The organism is Myxococcus sp. AM009, assembly GCF_013372605.1.
GTDB classification, from domain to species: domain Bacteria; phylum Myxococcota; class Myxococcia; order Myxococcales; family Myxococcaceae; genus Myxococcus; species Myxococcus vastator.
In genome coordinates this window covers 14520-38339 of the sequence record NZ_JABXEP010000049.1, presented here as the reverse complement: position 1 = coordinate 38339, position 23820 = coordinate 14520, and the positions used below count along the sequence as shown (strand labels likewise).

The following is a 23820-nucleotide window of genomic DNA, read 5'->3' as shown; positions in this document are numbered from 1 at the left end:
GCCCCCATCCGGGCGGACGCGGCGATGAGACTCACGGGCCGAGGCGCTTGCCGCGCCTCGGCCTTTTTCATGTCACGACGCCTCAGCCCAGCTCCAGCATGCAGGTCGCGCTGCAGCCGTCGCGGCTGGTGGTGTTGCCGTCGTCGCACTCCTCTCCCTCGATGTACTGGACGACGGAGTCGCCGCAACGGGGCGCCAGCATGCATCCAGGGGTGCATCCGCCGTAGACCCCGTCGTTCACGCCGTCATCACACGCCTCGCCCTCGTCAATGATTGCGTTTCCACAGAGCGAGCGGCACTCCGTCCGGCGCGTGCCGAAGCTGTTGAGCGTGAGCTGATAGGAAGAGCCCGTCGTGTGGCGCTCTGCCTGGAAGAGGGCGACCTCATAGCTTCGGCCAGGCACCAGCCCCAGCTCCTCGGCCCGAGCGGAGAGCGTAACGGCTCCCGCCTCCGCCCCATGGATGCCGCCCAGGTCCAAGGCCAGGCGGCCGTTGATGAACACCCACACGTCATCGTCGCCGCGGAACGACAGTACTTCCGTGCCCTTGTATTCGAACCAGGAGCGCGTCTCGCTGGTGAAGTGGAAGTTGCGCGGTGCCGAATCGGAACCGGGGCGCGTCGGCTCGAATCCCGCGGCCACCCAGCCCAGCGCATCCAGCGGGAAGAAAGTCGGGTCTTCGAACCGGTAGGCGCCATTGCCCGTGTGCGCCAGAGTCATTGAAGAGACCACTGCGCGGTTCACCCCATGGGCGTCGCGGTACCACTGGTCGAACGCAGTCCGGCCGTGGGTCGTCGCGGAGCTCTGCCCCTCCTTCGCGTAGACGGGCTTTCCGTCCACGCCGAGCGCGCTCTGGACGATGCCCCGCTCCACGCCACTCTTGTTCTGGAAGTCGATGTGTCCACGCGGCAGCCCCTCCCCGGCTGGCAGGTCGTACCCTCGGAAGTCCCGGTAGACGATGGGGAAGGAAATCTCCTGGGGCGGCTCCTCCTCGATGCTCACACAGGCGAAGCCCGGCTCGAGCTTGCACTCCGGCGAACAGCCATCATTCGCGCGGAGGTTGCCGTCGTCGCACTCCTCCGTGCTGCCCGGCAGGATCACCCCGTCGCCACAAACGTCCTCGCAGCTGCCGTCGCTGCAACGCGGCTCGCGTCTGCAGTCGGGCAGACAGCCGTCACCAAAGTCGTGATTGCCGTCATCACAATGCTCGGTGCCCTGGACCTGAAAGTCACCACAGACGGTGCGCGAGCAAAGCGCGCCTACCGCGGGGCAGTGCCAGCCATCTTCCAGTCGGCACGTGGAGTCGCAGCCATCACCATTGATGATGTTTCCGTCCTCGCACTCCTCGGCACCAGCGGTGACGCCATCACCACACATGGCCGCGGAACAGGGCCCACCCGCGACCGGACAGGTCCACCCGGGTTCAATGTCCTGGCAGGTGGCAGAGCAGCCATCGCCGCTCTCGACGTTGCCGTCGTCACACAGCTCCGAGCCCAGCACCACGCCGTCACCACAGACGAGCGAGCCCGCATCAAGCTCGGTGCCCGCGTCAGGCTCCGTCCCTGCGTCGGACTCGGTGCCAGCATCAGGCTCGGTGCCCGCATCGGGCTCGGTGCCCGCGTCAGGCTCCGTGCCCGCATCGGGCTCTGTCCCTGCATCACCCTCCGACCCGGAATCGGGCTGGGCACCCGCATCCGGCTCGGCGCCAGCATCGACGTCAGCGCCTCCATCCTCCGGCTGTTCGCCAGCATCGGCGGGGATGGACGCATCCGGCGTCGCACCGCCGTCTGGCTCCGGGGACGTGTCTCCACCACACGCCGAAAGGACCAGGGCCAAGACCGCAAGCATTCGCTTTGCGGCCGACAATCGACTCTCGCTGTTCACCATGGAACCGATGGTGAAAGCAGCCCATACGGAATGTCAATGACAGCGGCTGACGGTCAGCGACCACACGCCGGGCGGGGCGCCTGCACGCCCGACGTCTCGAGTGGGAACAGCGCCCCAGTTCCCGCGGGCCTCAAGGAATCACGGCGTCCGCGGGCGCCGGCAGCAGCGGCCGGGCCTTCAGCGCGGCCAGCCGCTCCAGCACGTAGTCCAACATGCTCCGCGCCAGCGCGTGCTCGCCCATCACCACCCGGGCAACGCCCAGCGACTCCAGGTAGTCCCGCTCCTCGTCGCCGTGCGTGCGCACCACCGCGGGGAGGGACGGATTCACGCCCTTCACCTGCTCCACGATGGCGCGAGCCTGCAGTGCGTCCGGCGTGGCGATGATGAGGATGGACGCCGTGTCCAGGTGCGCGTGCTCCAGGATGCCGGGCACCGCGGCGTCCCCGTAGATTGCGGGCACACCCTCCTCACGCAGGCGCTCCACGTACTCGCGGTTCTGTTCAACGACGACGAAGGGAATCTTGCGCTCCGCCAGGCTCTGGCCAATCACGCCGCCCACGCGCCCGTAGCCAATCAATACCGCGTGCTCGCGCAGTTGCACGTCCCCCATGCCAATGGGCAACTCAGACAGCTCGTCCTCCTCGGGGTCCATGCGCGCGGCGAACCGTGGCTGTCGGCGCAGCCACGCCAGCAGCGGATCAATGGCCTTGAAGACGAGCGGGTTGAGGGTGATGGACAGCAGCGCCCCCGACAACACCAGGCTCTGCCCCTCCTTTGGCAGCAGCCCGAGCGTGACGCCCAGCCCCACCAGGATGAACGAGAACTCCCCAATCTGCGCCAGGCTCGCGGACACCGTGAGGGCGGTGTTCACCGGGTAGCGGAACGCCAACACGATGAAGAAGGCGGCCAGCGACTTGCCCAGGACGATGATGCCCAGCACGACGAGGACCTGGAGCGGCTGCCGCACCAGCACCATCGGGTCGAAGAGCATCCCCACCGACACGAAGAACAGCACCGCGAACGCGTCCTGGAGCGGGAGCGAATCCTCCGCCACCCGGTGGCTGAGCTCCGACTCGCTGACGACCACGCCCGCGAAGAAGGCGCCCAGCGCGAAGGAGACGCCGAAGAGCGCGGCGGCCCCGAAGGCAATGCCCAGCGCCACCGCCAGCACCGACAACGTGAACAGCTCGCGGGAGCCCGTCTTGGCCACCTGGGTCAGCAGCCAGGGCACCAGCCGCTTGCCAGCGACCACCATCACCACCACGAAGAGGCAGACCTTCCCCAGCGTGACGGCCAGGGTCCAGACGAGGCCGTCTCCAGCGGCCGCCGTCGCGGGCGTCTGCGTGTCGGCGGTGCCAAGGACGTTGCCCAGCGCGGGGAGGAGGACCAGGGCGAGCACCATCGCCAGGTCCTCGACAATCAGCCAGCCCACCGCGATGCGGCCATTCACCGAATCAAGGGCGCCCCGCTCCTCCAGGGCGCGCAGCAGCACCACGGTGCTGGCGGTGGACAGCGCCAGGCCAAACACCAGGCCCGCGCCCAGGCTCCAACCCCACCAGTGCGCGACCGCGGTCCCCATCACGGTGGCGGCGGCGATCTGCACGATGGCGCCCGGCACCGCGATGTTGCGCACGGCGAGCAGATCCTTGATGGAGAAGTGAATCCCCACGCCGAACATCAACAGGATGACGCCAATCTCCGCCAGCTGCCCGGCGAGGCCCCCATCCGCGACGAAGCCCGGCGTGAACGGCCCCACGGCCACGCCCGCCAGCAGATAGCCCACCAAAGGTGGCAGCTTCAGCCAGCGAGCGACGAACCCACCGACGAAGGCCAGTCCGAGTCCAACGGCGATGGTGGCGATGAGCGTGGTGTCGTGAGGCACGGCGGAATCTCCCTGGGCGCTACGCGGAAGGGGGTATGAAAAAAGCGGCGCGGCGAGGAATCCAGCCGTGGGGGCAGGAGCCTCGAACACCTTTCGTTCATGGGTGGTCTTGAGCGGACGCTCGCGCTGATGCAGTGAGCTTGCGCCGGGCGGCAATCTACTACGCGGCGCGCCCGTTCCCAACCTTCATTGGCACGCGGTGAGCGATGTGCTCGCCAAGCATCACTTCGAGCGAGCGACGCGCCATGTCACCCCGTGGGCGGTGCCTCACCGCGTCCCCAGCTTGAGGAAAGAGCACATTTTCGCGGAGGTCCCTCATGCGTGCTCCCCTGCCCTTTGTCTTGATGTTGGCCCTGGCGCTCGCCGGCACGTCCGCCGCTGCCGCGGAGCACTCGGCCCCGACCCTGGATTCCCTGGCGGACGGCGCGCTGCTGCTCGACGGGCTGGGGACGCACGAACGCCAGGTCACCACGGCCTCCCCTCAGGCCCAGGCCTTCTTCAACCAGGGCCTGCGGCTGGCGTATGGCTTCAACCACGATGAGGCCGCGCGCTCGTTCGCCCGAGCCACGCAGTTGGACCCCACCTGCGCCATGTGTTTCTGGGGCGTCGCGTTGGTGCTGGGCCCCAACTACAACATGCCCATGCTGGCGGAGAATGCGCCCGCCGCCTGGGACGCCCTCCAGCGCGCTCGGCAACTCGCCCCCCGCGCGACGCCGGTGGAGCAGTCACTCATCACCGCGCTCGTCCAGCGTTATCCCGGCCCGGAGGCCCTGCCGCCGGAGAAGATGGCCCCCTTCAACGAGGCCTATGCCAATGCCATGGCGGGCGTGGCCAGGCGCTTCCCGGAGGACCTGGACGTGCAGACGCTCCACGCCGAGGCGCTCATGGACCGGAACCCCTGGAAGCTGTGGTCGCTGGACGGGGCGCCGGCTCCCGGCACGGAGCAGATTGTCGCCACGCTGGAGTCCGTGCTCGCCAGGGACCCCCTGCATCTGGGCGCGAACCACTATTACATCCACGCGGTGGAGGCCTCGCCGCATCCAGAGAAGGCGGAGCCTTCCGCGGACCGACTGGGCGCGCTGGCGCCCAATGCGGGGCACGTCGTCCACATGCCGGCCCACATCTATCAGCGCGTGGGCCGCTACGCGGATGCCTCGGAGAGCAACCGGAAGGCGGCGGCGGCGGACCTGGCCTACCTGAAGCAGGCGAAGCCGCGCGGCCATGTCTATCCCATGTACACGTCCCACAACTTCGGCTTCCTGGCGTTCTCCGCGTCCATGGAGGGGCGGAAGCAGGAGACGCTGGAGGCGGCCCGGGACTCGGCGAAACACTTCCCGCCGGAGCTGCTCACGATGATGCCGGGCATGGACTTCTTCGTGGCCCAGCCGCTCTTCGCCATGGTGCGCTTCGGGGACTGGGAGCGCCTCCTCGCCGAGCCCCGCCCGGATTCGAAGTACCCCGTCCAGGAAGGGCTCTGGCTCCACGCGCACGGCATGGCGCTGGCTGCCACGGGGCAGGTGCCACAAGCCCGCGCGGAGCTGGCCGAGCTGCGGCAACTGGCCCGCACCGTGCCTCCGACGATGGCCGCGAACCTCAACACCGCGAAGGACGTGCTGGGCGTCGCGGTGCGTGTGTTGGAGGCCCGCGTGGCCCAGGCCGAGGGCCGGCCCCAAGCCCTGACGCTGTGGCGGGAAGCCGTCGACGCCGCGGACCGGCTCTCCTACGCCGAGCCCGCGGACTGGTTCTATCCGGTGCGCCATTACCAGGGCGCCGCGCTGCTGGAGGCCGGGCGCAGCGAGGAGGCGGAGGCCGTCTACCGCGAGGACCTGCGGCGTAACCCGAAGAATGGCTGGGGCCTGTTTGGCTTGACGCAAGCGCTCGAAGCGCAGGGACGTCAGGAGGAAGCGGCTCGCACCCGCGCCGCTTTCGAGACGGCCTGGGCGCGCGCGGACTTTCCGCTCACGACGACCGCGCCCTGAGGGCCAGGGACACACCCTGACACCCCGCCGCACCTGGAGCGAGGCCCGGGTTGCACGAGGCTCCGCATGGGGATAGGGAAGCAGGCCTCGTATGTCTGCGACCGCGGAGCTGCTCGATGCCGTCCGGGAGGAAGCGCGCCCGGACACCTGGTCTGCCGGCACGGGGCTCGCTCGCGCGGGCGCCGTCTCGGTGCAGTCCGTGGATGAGGAAGAGGCCGTGCTGCGGGTGCGCATCCCCAGCCGGCCCACCCCCGTGAAGACGGTGCTCTACCTGGATGAAGCCATCTGGGAGTGCGACTGCCGCGGCCGGGTGGACCCCTGCGAGCACGTCGTCGCGGCGGCGCTGATTCTCCACCAGCACGCCACGGCACGGCGAGCCCCCGCGCAGCGCCCGGGCGCGAACGCCGTCACCAGGCCCGGCGCACCCGCGGCTGGCGCGCCGAAGCCGGAGCGCATGGTGTACCGGTTCAAGCGCGTGGACGGCGGGCTCCAGTTGGAGCGGCTGGTGGTGCGCCCGGACAACACCGCGCGACTGCTGGCGCGCAGCCTGGCCTCGCTGCTCACCAACCCCGTGGAGGCCGCTCGCATCCAGACGCAGCCGTGCGACTTGCTCGCGGACAAGCTGCTGCTGAAGCCCACCCGGGGCGCCCTGCCGCCCGAGCGGCTCAACGCGCTGCTGCGCGTCCTGGAGCCCGCGCGCACCGTGCTCTTCGACGGCGTGTTGGTATCGATGACGAGCGAGCCCCTCATGCCCCGCGTCACCGTGGAGGACCGCGGTGAGAACACGGTGCTCAAGGTGGAGAAGGACCCGCGCGTCACCGAGGTGGTGAGCCCCGGCCTCGCGCTGTGCAGCGGGACGCTCTGTCCCCTGGGGGAACAGACCCTCACGGGGCCCTGGTTGGAGAAGCTGCCGCAAGAGCGCGCCTTCGCCCCCCACCAGATGGGAGATTTGACGGGGAAGGTGCTGCCGGACCTCGCGCGGCGCATGCCGGTGGACGTGCGCAGCCAGCGGTTGCCGCCCATCGACCGCACACTGAAGCCTCGCATCTCCCTGGAGCTGAACCAGCTCGACGCGGGCCTCTCGGTGCTGCCGACGCTGGTGTATGGCTCGCCGCCTACCGTGCGTATCGACAGTGGACGCATGGTGTACCTGAAGGGCGCCGCGCCCGTGCGCAACGAAGCCGCCGAGCAGCTGCTCATCCACCAGCTCCGCGACGAGCTGAACATGGCGCCCGGGCGGCGCGTCACGGTGCAGGGCAAGGAGGCCGTCCAGCTCGCCGACAAGCTGCGGCGCTGGCGCGGGGGCCTCACGGGGGATGGCGCGGCGGTGGTGACGAACCCGAACGTGCAGCTGCGCCCGGTGCTGAAGGTGGACACGGGCGCTGGCGCAGAGGGCGTACCGCACGTGGGCTTCTCGTTCGACTTCCAGGTGGAGGGGGAGGACCGGGAGTCACCTCGCACGGTGGATGCGGCGGCGGTCATGCGCGCCTGGGAAGAAGGAATCGGGCTGGTGCCGCTGGAGGGCGGCGGCTGGGCGCCCCTGCCCGCGGAGTGGCTGAAGTCCCATGGCCAGCGCGTGGCGGACCTGCTGTCCGCGCGAGGCCGGGATGGCCGGCTCGCCAACCACGCCATTCCGCAGCTCACGGGCCTGTGTGAAGCGCTGGAGCACCCCTCCCCGCCGGGCCTGGAGCGGCTGGCGCCCCTGGTGAAGGGCTTCGAGAAGCTGCCCGAGCCGCAACTGCCGGAAGACCTCACGGCGACGCTGCGCGCGTATCAGCTCCAGGGCGTGAGCTGGCTCACCTTCCTGCGACAGGCGGGGCTGGGCGGCGTGCTCGCGGACGACATGGGCCTGGGCAAGACGCTGCAGACCCTCTGCGCGCTGGGCCCAGGCACCCTGGTGGTGGCGCCCACGAGCGTGCTGCCCAACTGGGAGGCGGAGGTGAAGCGCTTCCGTCCCTCGCTGAAGGTCTCCGTGTACCACGGCCCCGGACGCGCGCTGGATGAGGCGGCCGACGTGACGCTGACGACGTATGCCCTGATGCGCCTGGACGCGGAGGTCCTGGGCGCGAAGCAGTGGAGCACCGTCGTGCTGGACGAAGCCCAGGCCATCAAGAATCCAGACAGCCAGGTGGCGCGGGCCGCCTATGGCTTGCAGGCGGACTTCAAGCTGGCGCTGAGCGGCACGCCCATCGAGAACCGGCTGGAGGAGCTCTGGAGCCTGATGCACTTCACCAACCAGGGCTTGCTCGGCGGACGGAAGGACTTCGAGGAGCGCTGGGCGCGGCCCGTGGCGGACAACCACAAGGGCGCGGCGGAGCGGCTGCGGGCGCGCATCCGGCCCTTCATCCTGCGCAGGCTCAAGCGGGACGTGGCGCCGGAGCTGCCGCCCCGGACGGACGCCGTGCGCCACGTGACGCTCACGGAGCGGGAGCGCGCCGTCTACGACGCCGTCTACGCGGCGACGCGCGAGGAGGTGGTGTCACAGCTCGAAGCGGGCGGCAGCGTGTTGAAGGCGTTGGAAGCCCTGTTGCGGCTGCGGCAGGCGGCGTGCCATCCGGCGCTCGTTCCGGGCCAACAGGCCAAGACTTCGTCCAAAGTGCAGGCCCTGGTGGAGGCGCTGGGCACGGCGGTGGAGGACGGGCACAAGGCGCTCGTCTTCTCACAGTGGACGTCGATGCTGGACCTCATCGAGCCCGCGCTCCAGGAAGCGGGCATCGGCTTCATCCGGTTGGACGGCAGCACCGCCAACCGGGGCGCGGTGGCGGCGTCCTTCCAGGACCCGAAGGGCCCACCGGTGATGTTGATTTCCCTCAAGGCGGGAGCGACGGGGCTCAACCTCACGGCGGCGGACCACGTCTTCCTCGTGGACCCATGGTGGAACCCGTCCGTGGAAGCCCAGGCCGCGGACCGCGCGCACCGCATCGGGCAGCAGCGGCCCGTCATGGTGTACCGGCTGGTGTCTCAAGGAACGGTCGAGGAGAAGATCCTCACGCTTCAGGCGAAGAAGCGGGAGCTGTTCGAGGCCGCGCTCGGTGGCGGCTCCGGGGCCACCGCGATGACGCGTGCGGACTTGATGCAACTCCTTGCGTAGCCGTCTCCGCGCCGCGCAATGCACGCCGCAACTCCCGTGGAAATCAACTGCCCACAGGACGCATCGTGAAGGAAACAGCCTCCGTGCCGAGCATGTACTCATCCCCGTCCGAGACCTGCTGCCGGGTGATGCGCTCATTGTTGAACCAGGTTCCGTTCGAAGAGTTCAGGTCTTCGATGAAGACCTCGTCCCCCACCCGCGTCACGACAGCGTGCTCACGCGAGACACGCTCCGATTTCACGACAAGGCTGCAACGAGGGCCTCGGCCAATCGTGAAGCGCTCCGTGGAGACGGCCACCGGCGTGCCTTGCGCCCACCGGACGAAGACCTCCAGCGGCGCGGGAGCCTTCACGATGTTGGTGGTCTCCGCCGACTGGTCCTCCAGAATCGTCGCGGCTTCGCCAAGCGGCCGGAGCTTCGGTACAGGACGCGCCACCAGTGGACGTGCCGCAATCGGCGTCGCGACGGGGGCCTCTGCCTGAGCAGCCTCCGCGGGCTCCTCCACGATGCCCAGTGCCGCAAGCTCCTCGGCAATGTCGTCACTGGACACGTCCCCCTTCACGCCGCTGCTCGCCGGTGCCTCGGCCTCATCATTCGCAGCTTCTTCGGACTCCGAATCGTCTGAGTCTTCGGCGGACTCATCGCCTTCCGAGTCCTCAACCGACTCCTCATCATCGGCTTCGTCGGACTCCTCATCGTCGGCGTCATCGGACTCCTCGGCATCAGAGTCGTCGGCCTCCTCATCATTGGAGTCGTCCGATTGGGCGGCCAGCCCCTCTGACGGCTGCACGGAGGCCTCGACCTCCGCGAGAATCTCCTGCATCCGCGCGAGCACCAGCTCGGTCGAGTTCACCTGCGCCACGGACAGAGGAACCGGGGTGACGCCAGGAGGCTCCGTCGCGGGCTCCTCCGTCGCGTCGTCCGCCGAGAAGGCGCCTACGGACAGAGCAGCCGCGGCCGGGGCAGCCGGAGGCGAGCCCCCGCTCGGAGCCTCCACCACGGGACGCGCCGCCACGGGTGCAGCGGCCTGGGCCACGGGCGCCACCACCCCGCCCAGCGACACCACGGAGGGGGACACGTAGCCGTTCTGGCGCGCGAGTTGGAACAGGGCCTGCGCCACCAGCGCATCCCGGTCCACCCCCATGTCGCGGCTCATCAACTCCAGCGCCCGCCACAGGGGCTCGGCGACTTCAATCGTCTGACGAATCCGCTTCATGACTACCCCCTCAGATTGTTCTGCCACGGCGACACATGGTTCGCGTCGGTCAGCCAGAAGAACATCGCCTGCGTCTCCGCGTACTGCTCTTCGGCAATCCCCGCCAGGTTGGGATGCAGCTCCTGGAGGGCAACTCCTTCGAAATCAAACGTCGGCAGGTCCGGGTCGATGCGACCTTGGGTCCGCCGATTGCGGCACTGCCACAGCCGCTGCGTGGCCTGCCCCGCCGCGTGACCGAAGTCCGCCGGAGGCGTCAGCGCATCCGGCATCCGAAGCGCATCCTCCCCGCACGCCCACAAGAGCCAGGTCAGCGCGCTCCAGTCCCCACGGACCGCTCGGGACAGGGCCGGCAGCCCCAGCCCCTTCAAGGACAGCGTCTCGTCGATATCCACCGAGTCACCTTCCTCATCCTCGACCTCCGTCTGCTCCAGCTCGACGGGCCCGTCCGGCAGCAGGGCCGACACATCGGGCGGCAGCCAGGGCACGTTCGCGCCGGGCTTGAAGCGGGAGAGAATCTCCGCGCGCAGCAACTGGAGCCGCGTGGCGTACTTGCGGACCACCGCCTGCACCGCGTCCAGGTCCTTCGTGGGCCCGTCGGGGACCTCGTCGAACGTGCAGTGAACAGGCTCACGCCCCGGCCAGAACTCGAAGCGCGGGAACAGCACCCGCCCATAGGCCGAGAGGAACTTCCACGAATCCGGCTCCGACGGCGCCAGCGCCTCCGCGTCCTTCCGCATCTGCTCGCCCAGCCCCAGGTTCGCCAGGATGAGGCTCCGGGTGAACAGGTACGCCGAGCGCTCCGGCGCGAGCAGCATCGCGGCCAGGATGAAGTCCAACGCCGCCCGGGGCCGGTCCTGCTGGTCGTGGAGCACCGCGAAGCCCCGAAGCAACGTCGCTGCCTCCGCGCCACGCATCAACGCATCCGCCAGCGCCGCCCGCTCATCCCCCGCGCTGTTCATCACACCTTCGGCATGCTCGCGAGCGCTCGCCTCCGCGCGAGGCAGGGTGAGCGCCTCCAGCCACGCCTTCAGTGTGCCCGCATCCAGCGACACGGCGCTCGCACGCGCCATGGCCAGCAGCGCCTCCCGGTACCGCCGGTCCGCCCGAGCCTGCTCGGCGAACGCGCGCCACGCGTCAGCGCTCCTTGGCAGGTTCGAGAACACCTCCGAGGCATCCAGTGTCTCGTGGTCCTGGACAACGCCCAGGTCCCGGGTGGCGACGGCGTTGCCCTCCGCATCCAGCAGCTTCCACGTGCCGCACGCGAAGTCGTCCTCCATCTCCCCTTCGTCGAACCGCACCCGAGCGTCCGCGTACTCGTCCACGGCGCGGGAGTGGTAGCGCCCTTGCCGGCTGCCCTCGCGGAATTCACCCTCCCAGAGGAGCTGTCCCTCCCGGTCCCAGAACCGGCACAGCCCGTGGCGCTCGCCGTCCGCGTTGAGCGACACGGACGCCCACTGGTCCTGGTCCTCTCGGTACTCGGCCTTCTCCGGGAGGTTCGCGGGCCGCGTGGGGTACGGCACGCCGGTGGAGGGCACCACGCGCTCACCGGCGCCGTTGTAGTGCAGCACCTGCGTCACGCGGCCGTGCGCGTAGACCATCACCGTGCGGCGGACGTTCTCGCTAAGGCCAATCTCATGCATCCGCTCGGTGGTGAACTGGTCGGACGCGTACCAGGTGCGCGGGCCGTGCAGGTTGCCCTGCTCGAAGGCCCCGTCCTGGGACACCTCCCCGCTCTCATGAAAGCGCTTGAAGGGCCCGTGGGGCTTGCCGTGGACGAAGATGCACTCGTTGCAGAGGGTTCCGTCGGCGCGCCAGTACTTCCAGGGGCCGTGCTTCTCACCCTCCTCGTCAGTGTCGCCGAAGCACCACTCCTTGTCGCCGTCGTCCCATTCCGCGTGGGGCGGGATGCCAGGCGGCGGCGTCCCCTCCTCCGTCAGCTTGCGGTTCGCGGCCCGCTGCTGCTCGACGGCCAGGTCCACGGAGTCCAGCATGCTCAGCCAGGTCGCGAACGCCGAAGCCGACATGGCACCCGAGGCGCGCCGGACCTCGACGCCATCCTTGAAGGCCACCAGCGTGGGAATGGAGCGAATCTCCAGCCGGCCGGAGACCTCCTCCTGCGCCTCCGTATCGAGCTTGCCGAAGGTGATGTTCGGGAACTCCTTCGCGGCGGCCTCGAAGGTCGGCGCGAAGCCACGGCAGGGGCCACACCACTCCGCCCAGAAGTCCACCACGCACACCCCCGCCTCCTGGGTGATGCGCTCGAAGTTCTCCTGGGTCAATTCAACGGTCTGTCCCGCCACGGCGACTCCCTTGCGAGGTGCGTGGGGCGATAGAAGTGAGTGGGAGCCCTCACGTCAACGGCGCAGTTCAAGAACGGCTCGCGCGACGCTTGAACACCGCCAAGCCCGGGAATTCACACGTGAATCCCGTCTCAGAAAACGAAAAAGCCCAGGCCTTGAGAAGAGCGCGCCCACGGAATACGGCCTCAGCCCCACGGGGCGAGGAGCACCGCCAGAAGACTCGGTGGATGCAAGCCGACGACGCGCCCTACGTCCTCTTCCGGCGCGCGCCCCAGGTCCTGACGACGGAGGTCGTCGGGAAGAGGCTGCGTCCCTGGCTTGATGGGGTCCGTCCCACCTGGGAGAGGTCACCATGACCCCGGGTGAAACAGCTCCGCGAAACTCCTGAAACAATTACAATCCCGGCAGGTCCCTGAGCGAAGGGCCTTCCGCGAATTCAACAGCGGCTGCATCCGTCATCGGGAGGATCGACGCCAACGTTCTTCATCAGGCTCGGGTATACACGTTGCGGCATGAGTCGCTCATCCTTGGTCGAAACAGTGCTGGGGCAGCAGTATCGAGTGCTCCGGCGGATTGGCGTGGGGGGGATGGGCACCGTCTACGAGGCGGAGCAACTCAACGGAGGCCGCACCGTGGCCGTCAAGGTGCTCCGGCAGCACCTCCTTGGCGAGCCGGCCGTGCATGCGCGATTCCGCCGCGAGGCCCAGGCCACCGCGGGCTTGAAGCACCCGAACATCGTCGAGGTGATGGACTTCCACGACGCCCCGGATGAGCCACCCTTCCTGGTGATGGAGCTGCTGCAGGGCCAGACGCTGAAGTCGCTGATGAAGAAGGAAGGCCCCCTGCCCATGGAACGCGCGGCGGCCATTGCCCACCAGGTGGCGACCGCGCTGGTGGCGGCGCATCAGGCCGGCGTCATCCACCGCGACATCAAGCCCGACAACATCTTCCTGGTCGACACGGGGACCGAGGCCCTCCAGGTGAAGCTGCTGGACTTCGGCGTCGCGCGGCTCATGCATGAAGACGACGCCACCGCGCTGGGCACGGAGTCCGGCGCCTGGGTTGGCACGCCGTCGTACATGGCCCCGGAGCAGATCCGCTGCCGCCCTGTCGACGGACGCGCGGACATCTACTCGCTGGGCGCCTGCCTGTATCACATGGTGACTGGACAGCGGCCCATCGACGTGGCGGACAACGTGGCCCTGCTCTCCGCCGTGCTCCACAATGTGCCCGCCCCGCTCAGCGGCGTGCGCACGGACGTGCCGGATGGCTTCTCCCAGGTGGTGGAGCGCACGCTGCAGAAGGACCCGGCCGCGCGCTACGCGGACTCCCATGAGCTGGCCCAGGCGCTCGAGCCTTGGATTCGCGCCGCCCCCCCGGAGCCCGCGAACCCAGCACCGGTGCCCCCAACGCCTGTCGCGGCGGAACATGTCGCCACACCGCACACGCCCGGACCGCAGCACGCCTTCGTCGCGGGGGAACACGTCCCCCCGCCGCACCCGCGCTCCCGCCTGCAGACCATCCTCATGGTCACCAGCGCGCTGGCGGTGGGCCTCGCCGCGACGGGAGGGCTCGTTCTGACGGCCTCCGGGATGACGCCCGCGGAGGAGCTCGCCCGCCTCCAGGTCGTCGAGTTGCCCCGCCTGACGGTGAACGGCGCCGCCGCGCCCCGCGGATACAGTGACGGCTGGGTCGCCGAGTCCATCGAAGGGCGCATGCCCGCGCTCGACAGCTGCTACGCGCGAAACGGCGAGGACGCCGCGTGCCGTCAGGACACCTACGCCCTGGTCTACTCCCCCGATGGCGTCGTCCTCGGGGCGCGCATGCAGCCGCCCCAGCCCATCCCGCTCGCGCGGTGCATCAACAAGGTGCTCCGAGGGCTCGCCCTGGGCAAGCCACGCGAAGCCATCGCCGGCACCGCCACGGTCCTGCTCAGGCGGGAGTAATCCCTCCCAAGAAAATCCGAACCTCAACGCCGCGAGCGCGCCCGGCGTGAAGCAAGCGCCTCTGCGAGCGAGAAGGCAGACAACGCTTCGCCTGGAAATCTCCAGCGACACGCGGGAGCTGGCGCCCGCACCATGACGAGATACGGCGACGGCAGACCGATGCGCTAGTGTCTCGCGGCAATTGCAGCCACGGCACCGCGTCCATCGACAGAGGGGTTCATGCTCAGTTCAAGAAGGTCGTCCCACTCCATCCTGCTTTTAGTCCCGCTGCTGCTGGCCCTGACCCAGACGGCCTGTGGCGACGACACGCCCGAGCCCAGCCAGGACGCAGGCATCCAGACGCCCGATGCTGGCAGGGACGACGCGGGGCCTTCCCCGGACGACGCAGGCACCGACGATGCCGGCACGGAGCCGGACGACGCGGGCACCGATGACGCAGGCACCGACGATGCCGGCACGGAGCCGGACGACGCGGGCACCGAGCCAGACGACGCGGGCACCGACGATGCTGGCACCGAGCCAGACGACGCGGGCACAGACGATGCCGGCACGGAGCCGGACGACGCGGGCACCGATGATGCCGGCACCGAGCCGGACGACGCGGGCACGGGTGAGGAGGACGGGGGCTCGGACCCGACGGACGGGGGCAGCGGTGACGGAGGCACGGAGCCACCGGAGTGCCCGTTCGGGCCACCGGATGGAGGTGTCTCGAACCCGGGCGACCCGACCGTCGTCCAGGACCCGACCGCGGACATCCTGGATCGGCTGCGGGCCATTCCCGGCCTCACCGTCGCGGAGAACCCCAACGGCGTCACGGTCCCCGCGGGTCACCGCTTCTTCGTCATGGAGTACGACCAGCCCGCTGACCACGCACGCCCCGAGTGCCAGCGCTTCAAGCAGCGGTTGGTCCTGCTGCACCGCTCCGTCACCGCGCCCGTGGTCTTCTACACGAGCGGCTACTACGTCTCCCTGAGCGCGGGCCGCCGCGAGCTGACGACGTTGCTGGCCGCCAACCAGCTCTCCATCGAGCACCGCTTCTTCCTGCCCAGCCGTCCGGAGCCCGCGGATTGGAGCCAGCTCACCATCAAGCAGTCGGCGGACGACTTCCACCGGGTCGCCCAGGCCCTCAAGCCAATCTATTCCGCGTCCTGGGTGTCCACGGGCGTCAGCAAGGGCGGAGAGACCATGGTGTTCTACCGCCGGTTCCACCCCGAGGACGTGGACGCGACGGTGGCCTATGTGGCGCCGCTCGTGCTCGGCGAAGATGCGCGCTTCCCCGACTTCCAGGCCACCGTGGGAGGCCCGGAGCTGGCGTGGTGCCGCGAGCAACTCCACACCTTCCAGCGCGCCGCGCTGAACCGCCGCGAGGAGTTGGTGACGCTGCTCCGTACCTACGCCGCGAACCGGGGCCTCACCTACAACCAGCTCGGCTTCGAGCGGGCCCTGGAGCACGCCGTCATCGAGACGTACTTCGCCTTCTGGCAGTACTCCGTCCCCCAGTACTGCGACGCGTTCCCGGATGACACGGCGTCGAGTGAGCACCTGCTGGAGATGATTGACTGGGCGGTGGGCCTCGCCACGTTCTCCGACAACGGCAGCTCCGGCATCACCCCGTACTACCCCTACTACTACCAGGCGAGCCTGGAGCTGGGCTGGCCCAAGCCCTACGAGGCGCACCTGGGCGACCTCATCCAGTACCCCGGCACCAACATCGCGCCGGTGTACTCGACGCCCAGCGTGCCCGCCGTGCTCCGGCCCCAGGCCATGCAGGACATCGAGGCCTGGCTCGTGGCGCATGGCCAGCGGGTGATGTTCATCTATGGCGACCTGGACCCGTGGACAGCGGCGGCGTTCCCGCTCGGCAACGCCCAGGACTCCTTCGTGTTCACCGTTCCGGGCGGCAACCACGGAAGCGCCATCAACCAGCTCCCCACCACCCTGCGGGTCCAGGCCCAGGACATCGTGCGGCGCTGGGCAGGCGTCCCATCACTGAAGCACGCCCCGGTGCCGCTCCCGGAGGCAGACACCGTCGAGTTTGGCCCCCACCTGCCGCCCCGGCTGCAACAACCCCCGGCCCGGTAGCCCGCGGCGAACGCCCCTCACTGGAAGCAGCCCTTCCGGCGAGGGGCTGAACCCATCCAAGCGGCCCCAGGGGCCGGCACCGCCCTGGTGTCCGGCGCGCTGACGCTGACGTGTCATCTCTCCGGCTGACGTGTCAGCGTCGCGTGTCACGCGGCGCCGCCATTGCCAAACATCGGAAATCACATCCATGTGAGCAGCAACCGCCGTGGCATGTGTCGTGCTCAAGCCGCGGAGCGATGCTGCTCCACAAGCACCTCACCCCCGAGCTGAAGTCCCGGCTCGACATGCTGACGACAGGCAACGGCTGGACGCTCCGGAAGGCCATCCAGAGTGGCCTGGACCACGAGGACTCCCAGATGGGGGTCTACGCGGGTGACAGCGAGTCCTACGCGCTCTTCTCCCCGCTGCTGCATCCCATCATCCGGGACCACTGTGGCCATGACCTGAGCGGACACACGAGTGACTTCTCACTCGACGGGCTGCCCCAGGACGACCTGGACCCCACGGGCGAGTTCATCCTCTCCACGCGGGTCCGCGTCGGACGGAACCTGGCCCGGTACGCCTTTCCTCCAGCCATTGGCGCCAGGGACAGGGCCGCGCTGGAAGCAGAGGTCGTCCAGGTCCTCTCCGGCCTGAAGGGCAGCCTCGCGGGCGACTACTACCCGCTGGCCCGCCTCTCCGAGGCGGAGCGGCGGGAGCTGGTGCACCACCACGTCCTGTTCCAGCAGTCGGACCGCTTCCTGGACAGCGCGGGCGTCAACCGCGACTGGCCGCGCAACCGCGGCATCTTCCACTCCGCGGACCTGCGCTTCATCGTCTGGGTCGGGGAGGAAGACGCCCTGCGCATCATCAGCATGCAGCCCGGCGCGGGGCTGGCGCAGACCTTCCTGCGGCTCCAGACAGCGCTCGAGCAGTTCGACGGGCAGCTCGACTTCGCGCGGGACTCACGGCTGGGCTTCCTCACGGCGTGCCCCACCAACCTGGGCACCGCCATGCGCGCCTCCGTCCTCATCCGCCTGCCCCGCCTGTCACGGCGGCCGGACTTCCGCGCGCGGTGCGCCCGCCTGGGGCTCGCGGTGCGGGGCCTGCACGGCGAACACTCCGAAGCGCATGAAGGCATCCATGACGTCTCCAATGCCGTCCGGCTGGGCGTCACCGAGCGGGACATCTACCAGCGGCTTCGGACGGGCCTCCACGCGCTCATGGAGCTGGAGTCCGCGGCGCGCAAGCGCGGACACCCGGGCGCGGCGTCCGGGAGCTGAGCGCCCCCGGAGCGCCTCGCTTCACGCTCAGGACTTGGGAATCCAGCCGTCCACGAGCGCCTGGTTCTTCTTCACCCACTCCCGGACGGCCTTCTCCGGCGTGTTCTCTGCTTCGGCGACGGCGCCCATCAGGCTGCCGAGCTGCTGGTCATTCAGCTTGAAGTTGCGCAGCAGCGTCGCGACCTCGGGCAGGTCCTGCTCCAGGCCCACGCGGGTGAGCGTGTGGATGGACTCCTTGGCGCCGTAGACGCCCTTCGGGTCCTCCAGGAACTTCAGGTCCCAGCGCGCGAACTTCCAGTGCGGCTTCCAACCCGTGACGACCACGGGGCGCTTCTTGGCGATGGCGTCCTTGAGCTCCGCGGTCATCGCCGGGCCGCTGGAGGGCACCAGCTTCAGGTCCAGCTTGTACTCCGCGATGGCCTTCTCCGTCGTCGTCATGATGCCCGCGCCGGAGTCGATGCCCACGATGGACTGGTTGAAGTCCTTCGCCTTGCCGTTGAGCTGCTCGATGCTGGTGATGTCCAGGTCCGCCGGGACGACCAGGCCAATCTGGGCGCCCTCGTAGGTGGTGCTCAGGTCCACCACCTTGCCCTTGAAGCGCTCCATGTAGCTCTGGTGGGTGAGGGGCAGCCAGCTATCCAGGAAGATGTCCGCGTCGCCGTTGGCGAGCGAGGCGAACACCGGGGCGACGTCCGCCATGGTGGTCGTCACCTCGTAGCCCATGCGGTCCTCCAGGATGGCCTGGACCAGGTTCGTCATGGCCACGCATTCAGCCCAGTTCACGTACACCAGCCGGACCACGGGCTTCTTCGCGGGGGCGGGCGCCTGGGTGTCACTGGCGGCGGGCGCCTTGTTCTCCTCCTTGCATCCGGGGGCGACGAGCAGCCCCGCCACGGCCGTGAGCAGCAGGGGCAGGCGGGAGAGAGAGGAAGTCTGCATGGGACGGGTCTCCTTCATGATGAGCGCGTCCGGGGCTTGCCCAGCGCGTGAGTCAGGCGGTCCAACACGATGGCCAGGATGACCACCGCGATGCCGCTCTCGAAGCCCAGTCCGATGCGGAGCTGGGTGATGCCCTTCAGGACCTGCTCGCCCAGTCCCCCCGCGCCAATCATGGCGGAGATGACCACCATGGACAGCGACAGCATGATGGTCTGGTTCACCCCCGCCAGCAGCGTGGGGACGGCGATGGGGAGCTGGACGTTGAGCAGCGTCTGGCGCGGCGTCGCGCCGAACGCGATGGCGGCCTCCACGACCTCGGCGGGCACCTGCCGGATGCCCAGGTTGGTGAGGCGCACCGCGGGCGGCATGGCGAAGATGACGGTGGCCACCACGCCGGGCACCTTCCCCAGGCGGAAGAAGAGCACCGCGGGGATGAGGTAGACGAAGGCGGGCATCGTCTGCATCAGGTCCAGGGCGGGCCGCAGCACCCGCTCCACGACGCGGCTGTACGCGGCCCAGATGCCCAGGGGGATTCCCAGCACCAGCGCCACCATCGCCGAGCTGAGGACCAGCGCCAGCGTCTCCATGGTGGCCTTCCACAGGCCCATGTCCTGGATGAGCAGCATGCCCAGCGCCGTGAAGACGGCCGTGCCCAGGCCGGACAGGCGCCAGGCGAGCACCATCAACACCGCGATGATGGCGTAGCTGGGCGGCAAGAGCAGCGCGCTCTCCAAGCCGTTGATGCAGGCCGTGAGCACCGCGCGGATGGCGTCGAACACCGGCGCGCCGCGCGTGCCCAGCCAGTCAATCAGCTCCTCGAAGCCTTGGCCGATTTTGAGTGTGCTCATGTCAGCTCTGCTCCCCTGCGATGCTGGCCAGCAGCGTGGCGCGGCTCACGATGCCCAGGAACGACTGGTCCTCGGCGACGACGGCGATGGGAATCTGCGTGGTGGCCGCCACCGCCACCAGCTTCGCCAGCGGCGTGTCCGGTGACGTGGTGGGCAGGTCGGTGACGAGCGCGCCGTCCAGGCTGTGCTTGTTCTCCGCCAGGAGCCGCAGCGCGTCTTCAATGCGCACCACGCCCACCAGCTTGCGGGCCTGGTTGGTCACGAAGAGCGTGGAGGTGCCCGATTCGCGCATCCGCTTGACGGCCAGGGCCGGCCCGTCCTTGGGGTGCACCACCGACTCCGGCCGCCGCATGATGGCCCGCGCGGTGAGGACCTTGGTGCGGTCCACGTGCTCCACGAAGGCGCGCACGTAGTCGTCCGCGGGGCTCGTGAGGATCTCCTCCGGAGTGCCGAGCTGCGCGATGCACCCGTCCTTCATGATGACGATGCGCCCACCCAGCTTCAGCGCCTCATCCAGGTCATGGGTGATGAACACGATGGTCTTGTTCATCCGGGACTGGAGCTCGAGCAGCTCGTCCTGCATCTGCCGGCGGATGAGCGGGTCCAACGCGCTGAAGGCCTCGTCCATGAGCAGGATTTCCGCGTCGGTGGCGATGGCCCGCGCCAGGCCCACGCGCTGCTGCATGCCGCCGCTGAGCTCGCGAGGCAGCTTCTCCTCGTAGCCCTTCAGGCCCACCAGCTCCAGTGCCTGCATCGCCTTGGGCCGCGACTCCCGCCGCTCCAGGCCCTGCATCTCCAGCCCGTACTCCACGTTCCGGATGACGCTGCGGTGAGGCAGCAGGCCGAAGTTCTGGAACACCATGGCCATCTTCCGGCGCCGGACGTCCAGCAGGCCCGCCTTGTCCGCCCGGGTGACGTCCACGCCGTCCACGTGCACGCTGCCGGCGGAGGGCTCGATGAGGCGGTTGAGGCAGCGGAGCACCGTGGACTTGCCGCTGCCGGACAGGCCCATGATGACGAAGATCTCGCCGGCCTTCACCTCGAACGAAGCCTCCTGGATGGCGACGGTGCAGCCCGTCTCCTCCAGGATCTGCTGCTTGCTCTGCCCCTTCTCCAGCAGGGCAATGGCCCGCTCCGGGTTCCCGCCGTAGATCTTCCGCAGACCGCGGACTTCAATCTTCTCCATGGGGCCGCTCAGAAGTAGTAGCCGACGTTGATGTTGAAGCGCGTGTCCCACGAGGCGTTCGGGTCGCCCTCCGCGAGCGCGTTGCCATAAGCAGGCCCCAGCCAGGGCTGGTTCTTCCCGCTGGCCACGTCCACGTAGGTGTAGACGGGCCCCGCGGTGACGAGCATGCCGAGCACGTTCTGCATCGACGTCTCGAACTCGGCGTTGGCCTTGTCGAAGAGGCTGAAGCTCTCGTAGAAGGTCAGCTTCGTGACGGGTCCCCACGCCACCGGCACGTCGTAAGCAAGGCCCGCCACGTAGACGGTGCCCCGGGTGGCCATCTTGTAGGGCGCGTCATAGGCACCCATCGTCACGATGGAGTCGTCGTGGCCCTCCGGGTTCTTCAAGTCGTAGCCGTAACTGAGGACCTCCATGCGCAGGTTGAACGGGCCGTAGTAGCCGTCCAGGTGCACCGCGCCGGCCCAGTTCAGACCATTGCGCCGGGTGACGCTGTTGTAGATCTGCGCGGTCTGCGCGGAGACGCCCACCTCCGTGCGGCCCAGGTCCCCGTGCTGAAAGGTATACGCCGCGCGCGCGTTGACCTTGTTGCTCTCGTGGTTCGCGCTGTCCACGCCCAGGTAAGCCTCGCCCGGGTTGGCGCTGTTCACCTGCACCACGTCGTAGGAGTAGCGCGCGCTGTCCGTGCTCCGGCCGGTGAAGTTGCCTTCGTCGCCCTTGTAGAAGGCGAACTGGAGGTCCCACGGCCCACTTGTGTGGACCAGCTTCAGGCCCATGTCGTAGTCGTCCTCCATACCCATGTAGTAGGGCAGGGAGAAGAACCAGCTGTGCGAGGCGTACGGCAGCGCGCCGAAGGGCACCCGGTGCACGCCCAACTGGAGCTGCGTCTCCTTCGTGAACTCATAGCCCACCCAGCCGTGGTGGAGCATGGAGTATCCCGAATAGAGGCGGTACTCGGCGGACAGCAAGACCTTGGAAAGCCTGGCGTCGACGTTGAGCCGGAAGGTATCGAAGGCCACGTCGCCACCGCGGTTGCGGTTGTCTTCTTCTCCAGACCACGTCTTCAAGAAGGCATTGAGGCGCAGCGCACCACCGACCTTGAGCATGTCCGGGTCTTCCACCACCTCCTCCTCGGCGCGTGCGGCGGGCGCGAGCAGGCAGGTCAATCCGGACAGGAAAAGCGCATGCGAGAAACGAGTAAGACGGGTGGACAACCGCGACTCCTGGCAATGGACGACAGGCGCGAGCGGACCGGAACGGGCCTCACTCGTCCTGAGCGCCAGACTTGGCACAAGGGGCGGTCCTCTCCCGGCCACACACAGCGAGGACGCTGGCGCGCGAGACAGTCCACCCAGGGAACAGTGCGGCCAGTCGTTAACAGGTCAGGCGGAACACGTCTAGCCCTTTGGGCTCAAACAATGTGGGCGCGACTCAACGCCGGAGCAGGAGGTAGCCCTCCACCGCCTCGGTGATGGCCGCTTCGAGCGCGCCCGCGGCCGCGACCGGCGGATCAAGCACCGCCGAGTGCACGAGCGCTTCGACCATCCGCAGCACCATGTGCGTGGCGAGGTCCAGGTCATCACGGCCGACCTGCTCGCGATGCGCCTCCAACACGGCCCTGGTGCGCTCGAACAGGCGTCTGGCCGATTGGCTGACGTCAGCCGGTCGCTCGAAGAAGGGGTACTCCACGTGGAGGATGCGCTGGAGCCGGGGCTCTGCCCGGTGAACGGCCAGCGCAGCCGTCATGACGCCCTCGATGACCTCCCGCAGCGTCCCGCCATGCGCCGCCGCCAGGGCACGGTCCACGACAGCCTGCATCTGCAGATGGTGCCGCTCATGCAAGGCCGTCAGGAGGGCGTTCTTGTTTGGGAAATATTGATAGACGGACCCCACGCTGACGCCGGCACGCTCCGCGACCCGGTTGGTCGTGGCGCCCTCATAGCCATGCTGGTCGAAAACGCGAGCCGCCGCCTCCAGGATGACGTCGACCATGTGCTTGGAGCGTCCTTGTCGAGGCTCCTTCCGAGGAGACTCGGGACCCTTTGCGGGCTGGCGAGAACGCGAGTTTCGAGCGGCAACCGCGGTTTCTACATTGCGAGGCATGCAAAGACTCCTTCCTCCGCGTCTCGCGCTCATCCTGGCCGCTTTGATGGCCGCCTTCGACAGCTTTCTTCCCGGCCCCGCGCTGGTGCCCTCAGCATTCCAATGGCTGGGCCTGCCGCTGGTCGTCCTGGGCCTTGGCGTCGCCATCGCCGCGCGGGCCCAGTTCGCGCGCGCACGCACCAACATCTACACCTTCAGCAAGCCCGACTACCTGGTCACGGATGGGCTGTTCCGCTTCACGCGAAACCCCATGTACCTGGGCTTCTGCCTGGCGCTGACGGGCCTCGCCGTCTTCCTGGGCTCACTCGCGCCGGTGCTGTGCGCGCTGGCCTATCTCGTCATCTCCGACCGCTGGTACATCGCGTTCGAGGAGGAGATGATGCGGGCCCGCTTCGGCGAGGCCTACCAGCGCTATGCGCGGCACACCCGCCGGTGGCTTTGACCCGCTCCTCGCTGAGCCCCCACGCCCTCCCGTGACATTGAGGCGCGGTGCGCATGATGTGTGTCCAGGCCTGCCAGCATGCTAGAAGCCGGGGTCGCCGGATTCACACCCAAACCCGAGTAACCACCATGACCTTTTTCTCGCGAAAAGTGTTCGCCCTGCTTGTGTTCTTCATGTCCTCGACCGCGCTCGCCGGTGAGACGTGGGTCCAGGGCCGCGCGGTGCTCCACGCCTGTGTCTATGCCAGCTCCTACGAGGCCCAGCTCGAGCTGAACTACCGGAACTACTCCCTGCCCTGGGGCACCTCTGTCTATCTCATCCACGGCTGGGGGGGCCTCGACAGCTTCGTCCCGTTCGACTGGGAGAACACGCAGACCCTCGAAGTCTCCGCGTCCGCGCCGTACACGTGGAGCACCACGGTGACGAGCATCATCTCCAACCGCACGTCGCCCAAGTGGTACGAGCACTTCGACTTCGTCTGGAAGGTCGTGCTCCCCAACGGCCACGAGTTCTACGAGAAGGGCAACGGCTCCACCTGGGGTTACTACGCCGCCAGCCTGCTGGACATCACGGAGCGCCCGTGCACGTCGGACGGCAACTTCGTGGGCCCCTTCTACCCGCTGTCTGTCACCTCCATCGAGAAGTGGTAGCCATTCCATGAC

The 23820-nt window shown here is 68.6% G+C and carries 16 protein-coding genes; 7 read left to right on the top strand and 9 right to left on the bottom strand.

Annotated elements, in window-relative coordinates:
• Positions 1-82: 82 nt before the first annotated feature.
• Positions 83-1885, bottom strand: a complete 1803-nt coding sequence (locus HV824_RS14680; protein WP_176423547.1) for a DUF4215 domain-containing protein — start codon at positions 1883-1885, stop codon at positions 83-85.
• 130 nt (positions 1886-2015) lie between these two features.
• Positions 2016-3767, bottom strand: a complete 1752-nt coding sequence (gene ybaL, locus HV824_RS14675; RefSeq protein WP_176423546.1) for a YbaL family putative K(+) efflux transporter — start codon at positions 3765-3767, stop codon at positions 2016-2018.
• Between the two features lie 317 nt (positions 3768-4084).
• On the opposite strand from ybaL, the gene HV824_RS14670 reads away from it, so the two are divergent.
• Together HV824_RS14670 and HV824_RS14665 are read left to right on the top strand one after the other, a co-directional pair.
• Positions 4085-5746: a hypothetical protein gene (locus tag HV824_RS14670; protein WP_255208040.1), complete on the top strand. Its 1662-nt coding sequence runs from the start codon at positions 4085-4087 to the stop codon at positions 5744-5746.
• Positions 5747-5837: 91 nt separating this feature from the next.
• Entirely contained in the window at positions 5838-8837 is a 3000-nt protein-coding gene (locus tag HV824_RS14665; RefSeq protein WP_176423545.1) for a DEAD/DEAH box helicase, read from the top strand.
• A 43-nt stretch (positions 8838-8880) separates the two neighbouring features.
• Here the strand turns inward: HV824_RS14665 and HV824_RS14660 are convergent, their stop codons facing one another.
• Entirely contained in the window at positions 8881-10053 is a 1173-nt protein-coding gene (locus HV824_RS14660; RefSeq protein WP_176423544.1) for an FHA domain-containing protein, read from the bottom strand.
• A 2-nt stretch (positions 10054-10055) separates the two neighbouring features.
• Positions 10056-12353 (bottom strand): thioredoxin domain-containing protein, encoded by a 2298-nt coding sequence (locus HV824_RS14655; RefSeq protein WP_176423543.1) that lies wholly within the window; start codon positions 12351-12353, stop codon positions 10056-10058.
• Between the two features lie 512 nt (positions 12354-12865).
• Between HV824_RS14655 and HV824_RS14650 the strand changes: the two genes are divergently transcribed.
• The 3 genes from HV824_RS14650 to HV824_RS14640 all read left to right on the top strand — a co-directional run bounded on the left by HV824_RS14650 (position 12866) and on the right by HV824_RS14640 (position 17643).
• Positions 12866-14299 (top strand): serine/threonine-protein kinase, encoded by a 1434-nt coding sequence (locus HV824_RS14650; RefSeq protein ID WP_176423542.1) that lies wholly within the window; start codon positions 12866-12868, stop codon positions 14297-14299.
• A 219-nt stretch (positions 14300-14518) separates the two neighbouring features.
• Complete coding sequence (locus HV824_RS14645) at positions 14519-16381, top strand: S28 family serine protease (protein ID WP_176423541.1); 1863 nt, start codon at positions 14519-14521, stop codon at positions 16379-16381.
• Between the two features lie 236 nt (positions 16382-16617).
• Positions 16618-17643, top strand: coding sequence for a phosphagen kinase (locus tag HV824_RS14640; protein ID WP_176423540.1), 1026 nt, complete (start codon positions 16618-16620; stop codon positions 17641-17643).
• Between the two features lie 27 nt (positions 17644-17670).
• Here the strand turns inward: HV824_RS14640 and HV824_RS14635 are convergent, their stop codons facing one another.
• The 5 genes from HV824_RS14635 to HV824_RS14615 form a co-directional block, all read right to left on the bottom strand.
• Positions 17671-18582 carry a glycine betaine ABC transporter substrate-binding protein gene (locus HV824_RS14635; protein WP_255208039.1) on the bottom strand — a complete coding sequence of 304 codons (912 nt, stop codon included), beginning with the start codon at positions 18580-18582 and terminating at the stop codon, positions 17671-17673.
• Positions 18583-18596: 14 nt separating this feature from the next.
• On the bottom strand, positions 18597-19430 hold the full coding sequence (locus tag HV824_RS14630) for a proline/glycine betaine ABC transporter permease (RefSeq protein ID WP_176415938.1): 834 nt from the start codon (positions 19428-19430) through the stop codon (positions 18597-18599).
• Position 19431: 1 nt separating this feature from the next.
• Positions 19432-20616: a glycine betaine/L-proline ABC transporter ATP-binding protein gene (locus HV824_RS14625; RefSeq protein ID WP_176423539.1), complete on the bottom strand. Its 1185-nt coding sequence runs from the start codon at positions 20614-20616 to the stop codon at positions 19432-19434.
• Positions 20617-20624: 8 nt separating this feature from the next.
• Positions 20625-21719, bottom strand: a complete 1095-nt coding sequence (locus HV824_RS14620) for a hypothetical protein (RefSeq protein WP_176416031.1) — start codon at positions 21717-21719, stop codon at positions 20625-20627.
• A gap of 325 nt (positions 21720-22044) precedes the next feature.
• On the bottom strand, positions 22045-22605 hold the full coding sequence (locus tag HV824_RS14615) for a TetR/AcrR family transcriptional regulator (RefSeq protein WP_217917395.1): 561 nt from the start codon (positions 22603-22605) through the stop codon (positions 22045-22047).
• 109 nt (positions 22606-22714) lie between these two features.
• Here HV824_RS14615 and HV824_RS14610 point away from each other — a divergent pair, with 109 nt between their 5' ends.
• Positions 22715-23158, top strand: coding sequence for an isoprenylcysteine carboxylmethyltransferase family protein (locus HV824_RS14610; RefSeq protein WP_176423537.1), 444 nt, complete (start codon positions 22715-22717; stop codon positions 23156-23158).
• A 173-nt stretch (positions 23159-23331) separates the two neighbouring features.
• Positions 23332-23808, top strand: a complete 477-nt coding sequence (locus HV824_RS14605; RefSeq protein ID WP_176415934.1) for a hypothetical protein — start codon at positions 23332-23334, stop codon at positions 23806-23808.
• Positions 23809-23820 lie beyond the last annotated feature (12 nt).